The organism is Ohtaekwangia sp. (genome assembly GCF_036786105.1).
Taxonomy (GTDB): domain Bacteria; phylum Bacteroidota; class Bacteroidia; order Cytophagales; family Cyclobacteriaceae; genus Ohtaekwangia.
On the sequence record NZ_DAIQRQ010000021.1, the window covers coordinates 46894 to 64248 of the forward strand.

At 45.5% G+C, this 17355-nt stretch carries 17 protein-coding genes; 4 read left to right on the top strand and 13 right to left on the bottom strand.

Annotated elements, in window-relative coordinates:
• Positions 1-29: 29 nt before the first annotated feature.
• From V7Q33_RS11115 to V7Q33_RS11135, 5 genes are all read right to left on the bottom strand, one after another.
• Entirely contained in the window at positions 30-539 is a 510-nt protein-coding gene (locus V7Q33_RS11115; RefSeq protein WP_331976515.1) for a MarR family winged helix-turn-helix transcriptional regulator, read from the bottom strand.
• Between the two features lie 115 nt (positions 540-654).
• Entirely contained in the window at positions 655-1344 is a 690-nt protein-coding gene (folE, locus tag V7Q33_RS11120) for a GTP cyclohydrolase I FolE (protein WP_331976517.1), read from the bottom strand.
• Positions 1304-1714 (bottom strand): 6-pyruvoyl trahydropterin synthase family protein, encoded by a 411-nt coding sequence (locus V7Q33_RS11125; protein ID WP_333819886.1) that lies wholly within the window; start codon positions 1712-1714, stop codon positions 1304-1306. The genes folE and V7Q33_RS11125 overlap by 41 nt, the downstream gene beginning before the upstream one ends.
• Before the next feature lie 63 nt (positions 1715-1777).
• Entirely contained in the window at positions 1778-2698 is a 921-nt protein-coding gene (locus V7Q33_RS11130; protein ID WP_333819887.1) for a PorP/SprF family type IX secretion system membrane protein, read from the bottom strand.
• Between the two features lie 4 nt (positions 2699-2702).
• Complete coding sequence (locus tag V7Q33_RS11135) at positions 2703-4850, bottom strand: gliding motility-associated C-terminal domain-containing protein (protein WP_333819888.1); 2148 nt, start codon at positions 4848-4850, stop codon at positions 2703-2705.
• A gap of 121 nt (positions 4851-4971) precedes the next feature.
• On the opposite strand from V7Q33_RS11135, the gene V7Q33_RS11140 reads away from it, so the two are divergent.
• The 3 genes from V7Q33_RS11140 to V7Q33_RS11150 are packed head-to-tail and all read left to right on the top strand — an operon-like array spanning position 4972 to position 8192.
• Positions 4972-5628 carry a phosphoadenylyl-sulfate reductase gene (locus V7Q33_RS11140; RefSeq protein ID WP_331976523.1) on the top strand — a complete coding sequence of 219 codons (657 nt, stop codon included), beginning with the start codon at positions 4972-4974 and terminating at the stop codon, positions 5626-5628.
• Positions 5629-5653: 25 nt separating this feature from the next.
• A complete protein-coding gene (locus tag V7Q33_RS11145) occupies positions 5654-6574 on the top strand; it encodes an NAD-dependent epimerase/dehydratase family protein (protein ID WP_331976525.1) in 921 nt (306 codons plus the stop codon).
• 31 nt (positions 6575-6605) lie between these two features.
• On the top strand, positions 6606-8192 hold the full coding sequence (locus tag V7Q33_RS11150) for a Na+/H+ antiporter (RefSeq protein WP_333819889.1): 1587 nt from the start codon (positions 6606-6608) through the stop codon (positions 8190-8192).
• Between the two features lie 64 nt (positions 8193-8256).
• Here the strand turns inward: V7Q33_RS11150 and V7Q33_RS11155 are convergent, their stop codons facing one another.
• The 8 genes from V7Q33_RS11155 to V7Q33_RS11190 all read right to left on the bottom strand — a co-directional run bounded on the left by V7Q33_RS11155 (position 8257) and on the right by V7Q33_RS11190 (position 14927).
• On the bottom strand, positions 8257-8673 hold the full coding sequence (locus V7Q33_RS11155) for a BrxA/BrxB family bacilliredoxin (protein ID WP_331976529.1): 417 nt from the start codon (positions 8671-8673) through the stop codon (positions 8257-8259).
• Positions 8674-8708: 35 nt separating this feature from the next.
• On the bottom strand, positions 8709-9056 hold the full coding sequence (locus V7Q33_RS11160) for an SUF system Fe-S cluster assembly protein (protein ID WP_331976531.1): 348 nt from the start codon (positions 9054-9056) through the stop codon (positions 8709-8711).
• On the bottom strand, positions 9053-9487 hold the full coding sequence (locus tag V7Q33_RS11165) for a SufE family protein (protein ID WP_333819890.1): 435 nt from the start codon (positions 9485-9487) through the stop codon (positions 9053-9055). The genes V7Q33_RS11160 and V7Q33_RS11165 overlap by 4 nt, the downstream gene beginning before the upstream one ends.
• A 3-nt stretch (positions 9488-9490) precedes the next feature.
• Positions 9491-10738: an aminotransferase class V-fold PLP-dependent enzyme gene (locus tag V7Q33_RS11170; protein ID WP_333819891.1), complete on the bottom strand. Its 1248-nt coding sequence runs from the start codon at positions 10736-10738 to the stop codon at positions 9491-9493.
• 1 nt (position 10739) lies between these two features.
• Positions 10740-12047, bottom strand: coding sequence for a Fe-S cluster assembly protein SufD (sufD, locus tag V7Q33_RS11175; protein ID WP_331976537.1), 1308 nt, complete (start codon positions 12045-12047; stop codon positions 10740-10742).
• Positions 12048-12057: 10 nt separating this feature from the next.
• On the bottom strand, positions 12058-12813 hold the full coding sequence (gene sufC / locus V7Q33_RS11180; protein ID WP_331976539.1) for a Fe-S cluster assembly ATPase SufC: 756 nt from the start codon (positions 12811-12813) through the stop codon (positions 12058-12060).
• A 47-nt stretch (positions 12814-12860) separates the two neighbouring features.
• Entirely contained in the window at positions 12861-14306 is a 1446-nt protein-coding gene (sufB, locus tag V7Q33_RS11185; protein WP_331976541.1) for a Fe-S cluster assembly protein SufB, read from the bottom strand.
• A gap of 156 nt (positions 14307-14462) precedes the next feature.
• Complete coding sequence (locus tag V7Q33_RS11190) at positions 14463-14927, bottom strand: Lrp/AsnC ligand binding domain-containing protein (RefSeq protein ID WP_079688822.1); 465 nt, start codon at positions 14925-14927, stop codon at positions 14463-14465.
• Between the two features lie 727 nt (positions 14928-15654).
• Between V7Q33_RS11190 and V7Q33_RS11195 the strand changes: the two genes are divergently transcribed.
• The gene (locus V7Q33_RS11195) at positions 15655-17331 is read left to right on the top strand and encodes an AMP-binding protein (RefSeq protein ID WP_333819892.1); all 1677 of its coding nucleotides are present in this window, start codon (positions 15655-15657) and stop codon (positions 17329-17331) included.
• The last annotated feature ends 24 nt before the right edge of the window (positions 17332-17355 follow it).

Consider the following 17355-nt stretch of genomic DNA (forward strand, 5'->3'; position numbering starts at 1 on the left):
TTTAAAGCGATGCTAAAGTAGCAAATTTTTTATCGCGAAGAAGTTTCTGCTGCTAGCGTTTGCTTTGAATTCGTCTGCTTTACTTTATCAGTACCTCTTATTTTATCCAACAGAATGTTAAGCTGGTGGATTTCGTCCTCGGAGAGATTGTGTAAAATGTCTTCGAAGGCGTCTACTTCCGGTTGCATCCGGTCAAGTATAGCAAGACCTGTTTGTGTGATCTTTACCTCAACACTGCGTTTATCTTTTTCGCAGAAGTCGCGGGTAACGAGACCTTTGATACGAAGTCGTTCTACGATGCGGGATGCATCCGACATTTTATCCAACATGCGATCTTTAATAAGATTAATAGATGCATGACCTGGCAACTGACCTTTCAAGATCCGTAGTACATTGTACTGCTGCCGCGTGATGTCGTGTTTCTTAAACACAACGTTCATTTTGTCAACGACATGGTAATTTGTGAATACCATGTTTAATAAGGCTTTCTGAAACTCGTTTCTGAAATCCTCCTCGTGAATCTCTTGTTCAAATGACATATAGCGGGGTTTTCTGGGTTTAGACACCCAAAGTAGCTATTAAAGAAGTCGTGCCGACAGAATACCTGAATAATCCGGTACAACACCTAATGACTTTAACAGCCGGCCATCCCTGCTATTTGCTGTTTATATAATTAAGAAACTCTCTTTTGATGTTTTCGTCCTGGAATTTACCTGAAAAATACGCGGTTCCGGTTTTACTGTTTGTGTCGCCTACACCACGCGATGCCACACACATATGGTTGGCATCGATCACTACGCCGACATCTGCGGTCTGTAAAACGCGCTGCATCTCCTTGCCGATCTGCACCGTGAGACGCTCCTGTACCTGAGGACGTTTAGAGAAATATTGAACAATGCGGTTAATTTTTGAAAGGCCAATTACTTTACCGCTTGAGAAGTACGCTACATGGGCTTTGCCATAGATGGGCACGAAGTGATGCTCGCAATGAGAGTAGAACGTAATATCTTTCTCCACCAGCATCTGGTCATAATTATACTTATTGTCGAACAGCCTGGAGTGCGGCCGATTCTTGGGATTGAGTCCGCTGAAGACTTCCTTTACGTACATCTTGGCAACTCTTCGCGGTGTACCGTTGAGACTATCATCCGTAAGATCAAGGCCGAGTATGGTCATAATCTCACGAAAGTGCTTTTCGATGTGCTCGATCTTTTCTTCATCGTCCATATCGAATGCGTCCGGACGGAGAGGAGTTTCGGCAGAAGTTCCTACATGATCTTCCGCAAAGTCTTCATCCTCGGGGCTAGTTGGCCGGATATTCAACGAAATTCCTTTCTGTCTCATACAAAGTAATTTTCAATTCAAATTTTGAGTCGATTTGTTGCCGAAGTATTCTCCAGATAACGATCGCTATATTTTCAGCAGTCGGGTTAAGTTCTTTAAAATAGTCGAGATCAAGATTCAGGTTACGATGATCAAACTTGTTCAGCACATGCTCTTTAATCAGATCGCTCAGCACTTTCATGTCGTATACATAGCCAGTGGCCTGATCGGGTTCTCCCGTAAGGCTCACGATTACTTCGTAATTGTGGCCATGAAAATTAGGATTGCTGCATTTACCGAATACCTGCTGATTTTTTTCCGAAGACCACTCCGGATTGAAAAGTCGATGGGCTGCGTTAAAATGTTCTTTCCTCGATACCTTTATCTTCATGTCATAAAGGTAAACAGGTTTAGGTTCAAAAGGTTCAGTTCACTTTCTGTAATCGGGTTTAATTTAGAAGTTTGTGAGGGCCGTATTTTGAAAACTGAAGAGTGCCAGGTTTATTCCCAACGTGATCTCGTGGGTATTAAAGCGTGTGCCCACAGCGTTGCCTGCGGGTACTTCAAAAACATATCCAAAGCGATAAGCATCTGCAAACCTGCATTGTAACAAAAATCCAAACGCATTGGCATTGCGGGTAAACAACCCTGCTGAGTATTTCTGATCCAGGTTGATAGCCATCGTATAGTCAACAGACAGTGGCGCTCCCGGAACGTACTTGGCCAACACAGAAGGTCTTAACCGAACCCGTGGCGACAAATAGAATACATAGGCTGCAGCTCCATAGTAATGCTGATCGTACAGGCGAGCCTTTACCGTGTTGCCCGTGTTATCATCTGATAATATAGTTGCAGATGGTAGCATGCGCGGGATAGAGAGCCCGGCAAAAAAGTGTTCGCTGTTCAGGATCAGCCCGGCACCCACGCTTGGCTTGGTAACATTCAGGTTGTTGCTAAAGGCAGGATCAGTTGGATCGTATGTATTTAACGCATCGTTATTGGTTTTGAAATTGATAAAGCCGGCCTGTATACCGAAGGATAGAGATGAGCCGTTGAGATTGAGCCGGTATGCATAAGTAGCATACGCTTCGGTGTTTTTGTTCGCGCCCGTCTTATCCTGCACTACTAACATGCCGAGTCCCATCTTGTTATGGCTTACCGATGAATGGGCACTTACATTGATCGTGGTCGGACTCCCATCAAAATTACTCCACTGCCTGCGATACGATACAGAAGCATTGAAGTTGTTATTCAAACCGGTATAGGCCGGGTTGATTACGAGTGGGTTGTTGAGGTACTGGGCATAGAGCGGATCTTCCTGGGAAAATGCTGAGGTGAACACAGCCAGGAGCCAGAGCAGGTAAAGATACTTCATGCAGTTATTGCTTTAAGGACAGGTATCCGGTTAGAGGTGAGGAGGCATCGGCAAATTCGATCTTGTAGAAATAGGTGCCGCTCGGTAGCTCCTTACCGTGATCGCTCAATCCTTCAAAGCGTTTTCCTGGAAGATCATTTGTATAGTTCTGAACTTCAAAAACTTTATCGCCCCAGCGATTAAAGATGCTCACGCGATTATCGATAGGCGGTAAGTATTCAATGCGCATAAACTTGTTATCGCCTATACTCTTGGGCGCTACAGCGTTATATACGATTACCTGACCTTGCTTGCTGGCTTCCGGAGCAGCCTCCACATTGATTGTAATCACATTGGAAGAACAAGCCTTCATCAGGTCGCAAGCCTGAATGGTCATGTTATCGGTGCCTGAAAAAGCATCTTTATACTGAATACGGAGTTTATGATTGGCAGTGATGGATGCGCTAGCGCCACTCTCAGGCATCTTGATAATGGCGATGCTGGCCGGGTCCAGGTTATTGTCGCGATCGGAAATTATCGTCAGCAGGTCGAGTTCGACTAGGGTACTTTGTTGTGTTACAATCTCTTCGGTATCAATGACCGGAGCTGTATTGCATTGCAGGGTGGCGGTAAGTATATAATTGCCGGCCGCCAGGCCGCTGATGTCTTCCTGGTCGGAAGTATAGCCGTTCGGCCCCGTCCAGGAGATTGTTACCGGCGCGGCAGGTGACAGTACGGTGGCTTGCACAGATCCGGAAGGTGTCATGCATTGTGTATTGTTGATACTCACATCGATGTTAACTGAAAGTGGTTGCGCAGAGTTATCGATAATGGTAACAGCTTGTATATCAGTAGGAGTGACGGTATTTATGCATCCTGTACTTTTATCGAGAACAGATACACCATACGTACCCGGTGACAGTGCAGCTATACCTTTTGTGGTTTGCCCATTACTCCATTGTACCGTGTAATTGTTACTGCCCGTAACGGTCAGATCGATTGCACCATTGAAAGGAGTAGAGCAGCTGGTATTGTCGGTCTTTGTGAAGCTCAGAGAAGGTGGTTGGGTTTTGTTGGCTATATCAAACTGTTTGAAAACGGAACATCCTGAAACATTATCAACCACATACACGCTATAGGTGGAAGGTGTCGCATTGGCCAGATCTTCTGTGGCACTGGCAAATCCACCGGTTGATTGATTATACCAGGTATAGGTATAATTCCCCGATCCATTACTTACTGCAATATCAATACTGCCGTTGGCAGGGGAGCAGTGGGTAGCCGGTGTTACAGTTTCATTTATAGCGAGTGTGGCTGCAGCTGCATTAGAGAGGTAGATATATTTCTGCACGCTGCACCCTTGCACTTTGTCGGTGACCGTAAGCACATAATTGCCGCTTCGTAAACCGGTGGCGGAGGCCGTAGCGCTGGTGGCTTTTGACCCGTCAGGGGATTGCCATTGATAAGAATAACTGCCTGATCCTCCGGTAACAACAGCTGTAATACTTCCGGTAAAAGGTGAAGTACAATGGGTGTTGCTGGTGGTAGTGTAGCCAACCTTTAATGCTGACTCCAGGGAATAATAGAAGGTAGCGGTACAAGTGCTGTTCTTCAGGTCAGCAACCTCCAGGTAGTAAGTTCCTGGCGATATGGCAGCCAAGTCTTTTGTGTTCGCAATGATATTGAAGGCCTGGTCATACCATAGGTAGCTGTAAGACCCCGAGCCTCCGTTGATAGTGACTTTGATCGAGCCATCGTTCGAGCTGCAGGTTTTCGAGAGCGTGATGGCAGCAACATCCCGCAGGGCACACGTTGATGTGCAGGTAGCTTTTACCTCCCACGATTCGGTAAGTATACAATCACCACCATCTTTTACCTGAAGTGTATAAGTGCCTGCGTTGAGGTTGGAAAGATCTTCAAGTTTGGAAATAAAACCGGAAGGGCCTGACCATGCATAGGTATATTTGCCGGATCCACCTGTAACGGTAATGGCTATGCCTCCTGGGCCAGCCTGACAATCCTGGGGAGTAAGCTTGTCGAGTGAAACATTTACCGTCAGCTGGTCAATGTGAACTATTTTCTGGACAATTTTGGTTTGCCCAAACACGGCCTGGCTACAAATCGCCAGCAGTGTGAGCAATACTGCTAAAAGAACGCGATATTTAGGGCTCAAGGGTAGATAGGTTTAGGAATAAGGTAACCGAATATAGAAGATAAAGTATTTATTTACTATTCTATTCTTGTTAATTTGATTATTAGGTAGTTAGAATGTTTTACTTAATCGATGAGTTGCAGTGAAATTTGAAGAGATAAAGGCCAAACTGGAAGCTTACAAGGCGGAGGACAAGAAGCTTTTTACGACTTCTTCGTTCCAATCGCACAGCCTGGTGCTGCTCCATATCCTGAGCCGGATAGACCGATCTATCCCGATCTATTTTATAAATACAGGGTATCATTTTCCGGAGACGGTGCAATTCAGAGACTACATCGGCGAGCAGTTCGGGCTGAACATTATCGACCTGAAGTCAGACGTTCCGAAATTTATGCAGCGCGATGCCGATGGCAGATTGCTCTTCACATCCGATCCCGATCACTGCTGCTATCTGAACAAAACCCAGCCAACAGATGCCATCCTGCTTTCGCACGATGTGTGGATTAACGGTGTGCGTGCCGATCAAAGTGCTGTGCGGGCTGCTATGAAAGTAGAGCAACCTGCGAAGCATGGCTGTACGCGGTTTCACCCCATGCTCGACTGGAATGCCAGGATGATCTGGCAATACCAGAAAGAATACAATCTTCCCAAGCACCCGCTGGAAGAAAAAGGATATATCAGTATAGGTTGTGAACCCTGTACCCGTAAATTAGACCCTGAAATGCAGGAGCGTGAAGCACGCTGGTTTGGTATGAATAAGGTGGAGTGTGGGCTGCATACAGATTTGATCAACAAGTAATTTTCCTAGCAGTATTTAGTTAACGATGAAAGTATTAGTTACCGGAGGTGCCGGCTATATCGGCACTGAGCTGATCAGTGCTCTGATAGCAAAAACCGAAGTAGATCAAGTAATAGTATACGATAACCTGAGCCGCCCCAACTACAATATGTTTCTGGGCCTCAGGCTTCAGAACCACACGAAGATCACATTTGTAAAAGGAGAGTTGCTGGACTCGCGAGCCCTTCGAAAAGTTTTAAAGGGAGTAGATGTAGTCTATCACCTGGCGGCCAAGGTAACTACACCTTTTGCCAGTGCTGATGCACATTCGTACGAACAGGTAAATCACTGGGGCACAGCCGAGTTGGTATACGCTGTGGAAGAAAGCAATGTAAAGCGGTTCATCTATACCAGCAGCACAGGAGTGTATGGCTCTTCAAAAGAAGCGGCCGATGAAAATACACCTGCTGATCCGCAAACATTATATGCTATTTCCAAACTGCGGGGTGAGGAGCATGTACGCAGACTGGCCAGCAAGATCGACACTTATATTATGCGCTGCGGAAATGTATACGGTTATAGCCGCAGCATGCGCTTTGATGCCGTGATCAACAAGTTTGCCTTTGAAGCCAATTTCAGCAAGCTGATCACGATACAAGGCGATGGTAAACAGTCGCGTACGTTCATTCACATTAACCGTATGGCTTCTGCGTTAGCCAATCTGCTCACCGCCAGTCTGGCAAGCGGAACCTACAACCTGGTTGAGCGCAATTTGAAAGTAATTGATATATTGGATGCCCTGAAGGAGCTCATTCCACCGCTCGAGTTTATTTTTATCAACCAGCACCTGCGGCTGCATGAGCTGAATGTAAAAGTAAATGCAGACGTGAATAAATTGCTGGGCGTAACAAACGACCGGCCGCTGAAGGAAGAGCTCGAAGAATTTCTGGGTAAGTTCAGTTATTAACGTTAGCCTCTTTATTTGTTAACCCCACTGCATGCAGGATATTGCTATTGTTATCATATTGCTTGCTGTCGTCACCGCGCTCGCGGAGGTGACCGACAAGATCAAAATTCCATATCCGATATTGCTGGTAGTGGCAGGGATCGCGATCGGCATGATTCCCGGAATGCCCTCTATCTCGCTTAATCCTGATATCGTTTTTCTGGTCTTTCTTCCTCCTGTGCTCTATGCATCCGCCTGGAATACTTCGTGGCCGGATTTCAAAGCAGCCAAGCGTCCAATCATTCTGTTAGCCACCGGCTGCGTGATTTTCACTACTTGTGCAGTTGCCTGGGTGGCACACATGGTAATTCCTGGTTTTAACTGGGCGGAGGCATTTGTGCTGGGCGCTATCATTTCTCCTCCCGATGCCGTAGCGGCCACCGCTGCGACCAAAGGACTCAGCGTGCCCAAGCGCGTGATTACAATATTGGAGGGTGAAAGCCTTGTAAACGATGCCACAGGTTTGATCGCCTATCGATATGCCGTAGTGGCAGTTGGTACGGGTGTGTTTAGCATTTGGGATGCAGGGATTCAATTTTTTATTGTAGCTACGGGGGGTATTGTACTGGGGCTTCTGATCGGCTGGTCTTTTAAATGGATTCACAAATTCACTCCTGATAATCCCACTACGGATACGACACTCACTTTCCTGGCACCTTTCGTGGCCTACCTTGTAGCCGAGTCAGTGCATGTTTCAGGTGTGCTGGCTGTGGTGACTACCGGACTATATGTAGCCTGGAATTCCAGCGAAGTGTTTTCACAGCAGACGCGCCTGCAGGCATACGGTTCCTGGAATACAGTTTTGTTTATTCTGAATGGCGTAATCTTTATCCTGATCGGGCTGCAACTTCCCGAAATTGTAAAAAACATAGGAGCCAATTCTTTCTGGGCGTGGAAGTATGCCATCATCATAAGCATCGCGGTTATTGTTGGCCGCATCATTTGGGTATATCCGGGAACCTATATACCAAGATGGCTAAGCAGGAAGATACGGGAGCGTGAACCGGAAACGAATATTAAACTCGCAACGATCGTAGCCTGGTCAGGCATGCGTGGTGTGGTGTCGCTGGCGGCAGCGCTGGCATTGCCGCTTACCGGTAAAGGAACGGAACCATTCCCTCACAGAAACCTCATCATCTTTCTTACCTTCTGTGTTATCTTTTCAACGTTGGTATTGCAAGGTCTTACCCTTCGACCGTTGATCAATTGGTTTGGATTGCAAGCCGATGGTAAAGACCAGGAGGAAGAACAGCGGGCCAGGTTGCTGATTGCTTCTTCGATCATTGAGCACATTGAAGAAAACTATGCACTATCCCTAAGCGATGAAGTGTTGAACCAGATTAAAACGAAATACGAAATCCGTATTCAGCGCTTGCGCAAAGATGAAACGGAGAAGAAACTGAATGAAGAGGAGATACGTGCGTTTCACAGGCTGCAGCAAGAACTGCTGCAGAAAGAGCGACAAGACCTGTTGCAAATGCGCAGGCAAGGCAAGATTGGCGATGAAGCTTTGAGAAGAATTGAATATGAGCTCGACCTGGAAGAAACCCGGCTCATCCTTGATCAGGCTACTGCCTAAGGCGGAACGGAAGTATGAAGACAAAAAAAGCGGGTAGAAGCCCGCTTTTCATTTTTATATCTGATTAACAGAATTCATCAAAAACTTCTACAAGATGTTGGCCGATCATCTGGGCATTTCTGCCTTCAATATGGTGGCGCTCAACAAAGTGCACCAGTTCTCCATCTTTGAAAAGTGCTATCGAAGGAGATGATGGCGGATACGGCAATGTATATTCTCTTGCTTTTGAAACCGCTTCCTTATCAACGCCGGCAAAAACGGTAGCCAGGTTGGTTGGTTTTTTGGGAGACGATTGCAGGGCCCATTTTACTCCGGGTCTGGCAGCACCGGCGGCACAGCCACAAACCGAATTGATTACCAGCAAGGTCGTTCCTTTCTTGTCTTTCAGGTAATTATCTACCTCTTCAGGCGTTTTTAGTTCAGCAAAACCAGCGCTTGTCAAATCGGTGCGCATGGGTGCTACTAATTGTTCGGGATACATAGTTTATGTTCAGTTAAATCTGATAGTATAACAAATTATAGAAATCCTAGTTCGAGTTTTGCGGCTTCGCTCATCATATCTTGCGAGTAGGGTGGGTCAAAGGTAATTTCAACTTTTACATCATTGACACCTTCAATGGCTTTAATTTTCTGTTCCACCTCGCCCGGAATTACTTCAGCAGACGGGCAGGAAGGAGAGGTAAGCGTCATTTGAACATATACGTTATTAATTGGGTACACATTGATCTCGTAGATCAATCCCAGCTCGTATACGTCTACCGGAATCTCTGGGTCGTAAACCGTTTTTACCGCTTGAATAACCTTATCGCGCAGGTCGGGCACAGAGGTCTCGGTCAGGTTGATATTTTGAACTTGCTCGCTCATGATTTTACTTCCAGTTTGGTTTTAAAGGCAAGTGCGTAGAGTTTCATTTGCTTGATCATCGCCGCAAAACCATTGGAACGCTGTGTTCCGATAAACCGTTCCATGCCAATCTTGTTCATGAAATACAAATCAGCGTGGAGGATCGTATCAGGTGTTTGCCCATTGAAAATCCTTACCAGCAGACTTACCAGACCTTTTGTGATTGCCGTATTGCTGTCGGCTGCGAAATAGACTTTGTTGTCTTCGATCTTTCCCGTGAGCCATACTTTGGATTGGCATCCCTTCACAACGTTGTCTTCAGTCTTTTCCGATTCCGGCATTTCCGGGAGTTTCTGCCCCAGTTCCATGATATAAAAGACTGTCATCTCCATATCACCGTCCAGCAGCGAAAACTCATTGATAATCTCTTCCTGTATCTGGTCTACCGTCATTTGTTACTTCATGAAATTAATGATCCGCTCCAGGCTCTCCGCCAGTTGATCAATTTCTTTTCTTGTATTGTAAACTGCAAAAGATGCCCGCACAGTTCCTTCAATACCAAAGCAGGTCATTAACGGCTGGGTGCAGTGGTGGCCCGTGCGAACCGCGATACCACGCGCATCCAGCATCTGACCAATATCAAAGTGATGAATGCCTTCTACCGTAAATGAAAGCACGCTCACTTTTTCAGGAGCGGTGCCGATGAGTTGTACACCTTTCAATTTTGAAATGCGTTCGGTAGCATAGCTCAGCAACTCATGTTCATAAGCTGCCATGGCTTCTCTGCCGAGTTCGTTGATAAAGTCTACCGCATATTTATAGGCTACAACATCGGCAATGTTGGGAGTGCCCGCTTCGAATTTATAAGGAAGGTCGTTGTATGTTGTTTTTTCAAATGTTACCTCCTTAATCATTTCACCACCACCCTGATAGGGAGGCATCTTTTCAAGAAGGTCTTTCTTGCCATACAGAATACCCGTCCCTGTGGGGCCATACATCTTATGTGACGACAGGCAGTAGAAGTCACAATCCAGATCCTGCACATCGATCTCGATATGCGCTCCTGATTGTGCACCGTCCAATAACACTACAGCGCCTGCTTCATGCGCAAGCTTTATAATTTCCTTTACAGGATTTATAGTACCCAGGCTGTTGGAAGCATGGTTAACCGAAACGATCTTCGTTTTTGATGAGAGTAATTTCCTGTAGGCATCAAGATCGAGCACACCTTCCGGTAATACGGGAATGGTCTTGAGCGTAGCCTTTTTCTCTTCGCATACAAGCTGCCAGGGAACAATGTTGGAGTGATGTTCCAATCCCGATACAATAATCTCGTCACCTTCTTTTATGAAGGCACGTCCATACGAAGACGCTACGAGGTTTATACTTTCTGTTACACCGCGGGTAAAGATGATCTCCTGTTCAGACCTGGCATTGATAAAACGCTTCAAGGTATGGCGCGTTTCTTCGTATGCTTTTGTAGCGCGCTCCGCCAGCGTATGAATACCACGGTGAATGTTGGCGTTGTATCCCTGATAGTAATCGATCAGCGCGTTGATTACCTTCAGCGGTTTCTGCGAAGTGGCCGCATTATCCAGGTATACCAGGTCGCGACCATTTACTTGTTGATGCAGCACCGGAAACTCTTTGCGTATTGCATCGATGTCCAGTTTGCGATCTATAGCAGGAGAGGAAGAAGTCATACTAAAAATCTTTATGTAATCTTTCGCTGATCACGTTGTCGAGATATTCTTTAATCACCGGATGTTTCACATTCTCCAGCACTTCGCCTGCAAAAGCATAGAGCATCATGGCCTGTGCTGTATCTTTTGCTATACCACGCGCCTGCAGGTAGAAGAGCGCCTCTTCATCCAGTTGCCCGGTAGTACAGCCGTGCGAGCATTTCACATCATCGGCCCATATCTCGAGCTGAGGCTTCGTGTTTACCGTTGCCTTGTCTGTAAGCAGTATATTTCGGTTAGCCTGAAATGCATTGGTTTTTTGGGCATTCGGGCGAACATAGATCTTACCGTTGAAAACTCCTTTGGAGCTATCGCCCATGATGCCCTTATACAATTCATTGCTGAAAGAGTTGGGCTTCTTGTGATCCACCACCGTATGGTTATCGGCCAGGGTATCGTTAGCCAACAGATATAGTCCATACATGTGCGATTCGATACCTTCTCCGTCCAGGGTAAACTGCAGGTTGTTTCTGATCAGTTTTCCATTCAACGTAAATGTATAGGTATTGACGCGGCTAAAGTTCGATTGGTGAATTTGCGTAAGTCCGAACTGGTAGCGTGCACCCGCATCGTTCTGGATGAAGTATAATTCCAGCCCGGCATTCTCTGCCACTACGGCTTCTGTTACCGTGTTCGAGAAATTGGCAGAAGCTCCTGTGGAATCAAATTTTTCAATAACCGTCAGCTCACTGCTTTTTCCTACAACAATGAGGTTGCGGTTTATCGATATAACCTGGCCGTTTTGTGTATCATGAATGTGATACAGTACCACCGGTTTGTCAATTACTTTTTTATCAGAAACATGAATGAAAACACCATCGTGGAAAGAAGCTGTGTTCCAGGCCGCTAATCCATCCGATCTGAAATCGGCATAATTGCCCAGGTGTTTCTCTACTACATCATTCTTTGCGTTCAATGCCTCTTGCAGCGTGAGGATGGTAAGATCATTGGATACAATAGAAGACGATTCTTTTGAGAATACACCGTTTATAAAAACCAGCACATTGGCATCAAGTCCTTTTATTTGATAAGGCGCTATATCCACCACAGATGCCACCGGATTTTTCAACGTGAGGTTGAAGTTCTTTTCCAGGGCACGGGTGATCGGTGTAAATTTATACTCTTCTGCTTTGTTGGCAGGAAACCCGAGCGAGCGAAATGCATCGAGGGCTTCTTTCCTGAGCATCAGGTTGGCAGCGCCGGTCAAACTCTTTTCGATCCCGGATGCTACTTCGGCGGTTATATTTTTTTCGGTTGCAGCTACACTCATCCTCTACACATTAAGCGACAGAAACTTCATCCTTAATCCAGTCATAGCCTTTCGCCTCAAGCTCAAGTGCCAGTTCTTTTGTACCCGACTTCACGATCTTGCCTTTATAGAGCACGTGCACAAAGTCAGGTACTATATAATCCAGCAAACGCTGATAGTGTGTAACCACAATCACAGCATTCGACTTGTTACGGAGTTTATTCACGCCATTGGAAACGATCTTCAACGCATCGATATCAAGACCTGAATCTGTTTCATCGAGTATAGCCAGCTTGGGTTCAAGCATCGCCATCTGGAATATTTCATTGCGTTTCTTTTCACCGCCGGAGAAACCTTCGTTGAGCGAGCGATTCAATAATGACTGATCGATCTCTACCAGTTTCATTTTTTCTTTCATCAAACCAAGAAATGAAACCGCATCGAGTGGCTGTTGTCCGCGATGTTCACGAATCTGGTTAACAGCCGTCTTCATAAAATTGATGGTGCTAACTCCCGGAATTTCTACCGGATATTGAAAGGCCAGAAACACACCTTCACGAGCGCGCTCTTCCGGTTCAAGTTCCAGCAGGTTCTTGCCTAAAAACTCAACATCACCACCGGTTACTTCATATTCTTCACGGCCCGCCAGAACAGAAGCCAACGTGCTTTTACCAGAACCGTTAGGCCCCATAATAGCATGTACTTCTCCGGGCTTCACTTCCAGGTTTATTCCATTCAGAATTTGTTTATCACCGATTTTTGCTTGCAGATTCTTTATCGTTAACATCTCTTTCGCGTCTAAGTCTTCGTATTATTTATAGTCTTGGTATGTAATTATCCCACACTTCCTTCCAGTGTCAATGCCAGCAGCTTTTGTGCTTCTACTGCAAATTCCATCGGCAATTGATTGAGTACTTCTTTTGCATAGCCGTTCACGATCAGAGCCACGGCCGATTCTTCATCAATACCGCGTTGCAGGCAATAGAAGATCTGATCTTCACCAATCTTGGAAGTAGTAGCTTCGTGTTCGATCTTGGCGGAGTTATTCTCTACATCAATATAGGGAAACGTGTGTGCACCACATTTGTCGCCCATCAGTAATGAGTCGCACTGCGAGAAGTTGCGCGCACCTTCGGCACGTTTCATAATATGTACTTGTCCGCGATAACTATTCTGCGAATGCCCTGCAGATATACCTTTCGATACAATGCGCGACTTTGTATTCTTACCAATGTGAATCATCTTCGTACCAGTGTCAGCCTGCTGATAGTTGTTGGTAACAGCCACGGAGTAGAACTCACCCATGGAGTTGTCGCCCTTTAACACACAACTCGGATATTTCCAGGTGATGGCGGAACCCGTTTCCACCTGTGTCCAGGAAATTTTGGAATTGTCGCCAAAGCACAAACCGCGCTTGGTAACGAAGTTATAGATACCACCCTTACCTTCTTTATCGCCAGGGTACCAGTTTTGTACTGTTGAGTACTTTACCTGTGCATCTTTCATGGCGTAAATTTCTACCACCGCTGCATGCAATTGGTTCTCATCGCGCATCGGGGCCGTACATCCTTCCAGGTAGCTTACATACGAACCTTCATCGGCCACAATCAGCGTTCTTTCGAACTGACCTGTGTTGGCTGCATTGATACGGAAGTAAGTAGAAAGCTCCATCGGGCAGCGAACGCCCTTCGGTATATAGCAGAATGATCCGTCTGTAAACACAGCGGAGTTAAGAGCAGCAAAGTAATTGTCGTTTACGGGCACAACCGAACCCATATACTTCTTGATAAGGTCAGGGTGTTTTAAAACCGCTTCGCTGAATGAGCAGAATATAATTCCCAGTTCAGCAAGTGTTTCTTTAAAAGTAGTAGCTACGGAAACACTGTCAATAACAGCATCAACCGCTACACCGGTAAGTCGTTTTTGTTCAGTGAGAGAAATGCCGAGCTTCTCGAAAGTCTTGATCAATTCGGGGTCTACATCTTCCAGGTTTTTGGGAGTTGCTTTCTGCTTGGGAGCAGAGTAGTAGATCACATCCTGATAGTTAATAGGAGGGTACTTCACATTGGGCCACGTAGGTTCCTTCATTTTGGTCCACTGACGATAGGCGCTTAAACGCCATTCCAGCAACCATTCAGGTTCGTTCTTCTTGGCAGATATAAAGCGGATTATATCTTCGTTCAACCCTTTTGGAGCAGAATCCGTCTCGATATTGGTAGTCCAACCGTGCTCGTATTCCTTGGAGGTCAACTCCTCTAAAACCTGATTATCTTTACTCATTCACAAAGTCTATTTAGACTGATTATAAACCCACAAATCTATAACAAAAATGAGATTTTTAGGTTCTTAGCCCGGTTTATTTCCCCATAGATGTTTTCTATCGGCTCATAGAGGGCATTCAACTCTGTTTTGTACGTTGAAATCGCAACCTGACTGTTAAGTCAGATTCAGGCTGCGGTCAAGGCTCTCTTCCAGGGAGATCATTGTTTCCGTACGTTCAATTCCTTCCACCTGCTGGATCTTGTCGTGCAGCACCTGCTTGAGGTGGTTGGTGTCTTTGCAGTGAATCTTGGTAAACATGCTGTAGTTACCCGTTGTATAATGAATGCTGGTGATCTCCGGAATGGCTTTAAGCTTGGCCATTACCTGGTCGTACAAGGCACTTTTTTGTAAGAAGATTCCAATAAAGGCGGTAATATCATAGCCCAACTTTGCATAATTGACTTTCAAGGTGGTTTTCTCTACAATGCCGGCTTCTTCCATTTTGTTCATGCGTACATGCACAGTTCCGCCCGAAACGAAGGCCTTTTTGGCAACTTCTGTATAAGGCTTCTTGGCATCCTGCATGAGGATTTCAAGAATCTTCAAATCCACATTGTCAACTTTATAATTTTCGGCCATATAAAAATTTAGGTTTTAAGCTTAATTCAAAAATACTAATTAATATTGAAAAGTATACAAATATTATGATTGTTTATTGATTCGTGGAGCAGTTTAGGTGTTACTTTGTTACGTAATTTACAACGAGACGCACTGAAAGACGCACACACAAAACCCACACACACCATTGTAGGGTGTTGGAATTTGGCAGACATGCCCTCCGGTCTCGGGGGTGGAGATAACGGGATAAAGTCCAGCCTTTGGCGACCTAACTGCTCCGTGGAGGTTCGAGCCCTCCCTCTACAGCAATGTTTCTTCCGATAACTATCGGAAGAACACCACACACAAAACAGACACACAATTATATTGTAGTATATTGTAGGGTGTTGAAATTGGCAGACATGCCCTCCGGTCTCGGGGGTGGAGGTAAACGGAATAAAACAATGCACCCTGATCCCGTCTTCACAGACAAGATCAGGTCAGCGTCTAACCGCTCCGTGGAGGTTCGAATCCTTCTCCTACAGCAGCTCAGTTTAGGTTAATGAGTTATTCAGAGCTACCCGTCCCTCCAGGAGGGGCGGGTTTATTTTTTTATACCCGTTCGCTAGTGACTTCTCCCATGTATTTCCCTTCTAAAGGTTGTATATATCGCACACGATATAAATCTTGTAATCTGATTTGATTTGCTGGCAAACAATCGTTTGCTTTGAGAATCCAAGACAAAGAAAAATTTTTAAGATTTAGTGTTATGAAGGATTTTCCCTGGTTTAAGCATTACCCTGTAGGCACTGCGCATGAAATTAATTTATATGATTATAGTTCTCTGATCGATCTTTTTGAAAAAAGCTGTGCAAAGTATAGCGGCAAAGTAGCTTTTGTGAACATGGGAAAGGAGATAACTTTTAAAGAGATCGATGAGCTTTCACGACATTTTGCAGCCTACCTGCAAAGTCTGGGATTAAAGAAAGGCGATCGCATCGCTATACAAATGCCGAATCTGCTGCAGTTTCCGGTGGCGTTTTTTGGAGCACTGCGTGTAGGCCTCACCGTTGTAAACACTAACCCGTTATACACCCCGCGCGAAATGGAACACCAGTTCAAAGATGCAGGTGTTTCTGCCATCGTGATCGTAGCTAATTTTGCCAGCCACTTGCAAAAGATACTGAGCAACACCAAAATCAAACATATTATTGTTACTGAACTGGGCGATATGCTGGGCGGATTGAAAGGCACTTTAGTGAATTTTGCAGTAAAGTATGTCAAGAAGATGGTGCCTGCCTATCAGCTCCCCAATGTTATTCCATTCAAGGAAGCCTTGCGTAAAGGCGCTGCGCTTCCATATACAAAAGCCGATGTGACTGTAAAAGATATAGCGGTGTTGCAATATACCGGAGGCACTACCGGTATAGCGAAAGGCGCGAAGCTATCGCACGGCAACCTGATCGCGCACAACTCCATGATTACCGAATGGTTCAAACCCTATATGTCGAAAGACGGCAGTGACATTATTATCACCGCGATACCGATGTATCACATCTTTGCTCTTTCTGTAAATGGACTGCTTATGTTCAGTACCGGGGTGAAGAGTGTAATGATCACGAACCCACGCGATATGAAAGGCTTTGTGAAGGAATTGCGAAAGTATAAATTCTCGATCGTTACTGGTGTAAATACATTATTCAATGGCTTACTGCATACACCGGGTTTCAGTGACCTGGATTTTTCTGCTTTGAAAGGTGCAGTAGGTGGAGGCATGGCCGTACAGGATGTAGTGGCAAAAAAATGGGAAGAAGTTACAGGTAAGCCATTGGTAGAAGGTTACGGGCTTAGCGAAACATCGCCTGTGCTGTGCTGCAATCCATTGGATGGCGGACACAGATTAGGTACGATCGGACTTCCAATGCCGAGCACCGAAGTAGCTGTATTTGATGACAACGGTAATCAATTGAAGCCAGGTGAAACCGGAGAGATCTGCGCGCGTGGCCCGCAGGTTATGTCGGGCTATTGGGAGAAAGACAATGAAGGAGTTTTCTTCCATGGTGAATGGTTCCGCACAGGCGATATCGGCAAAGAAGATGAAGACGGTTTTTTCAAGATCGTAGATCGCAAAAAAGATATGATCAAAGTATCAGGCTTCAACGTGTTCCCGAATGAAATTGAAAATGTAATTGCAGCACATCCCAAGGTATTGGAGGTAGCGGCAATTGGTGTGCCTGATACCAAGTCAGGTGAAGTGATCAAAGTGTTTATCGTGAAGAAAGATCAGAGCTTAACCGAAGAAGAACTGAAAGCCTATTTTCATGAGAATCTTACCAACTATAAAGTTCCAAAACACATTGAATTCAGAACGGAATTACCAAAGACCAATGTCGGTAAAATATTGAGACGTGCATTGAAAGAACAGGAAGCTGCAACAGCGGCCTGATCTTCGTTTCGCCCAAAGTAAAGA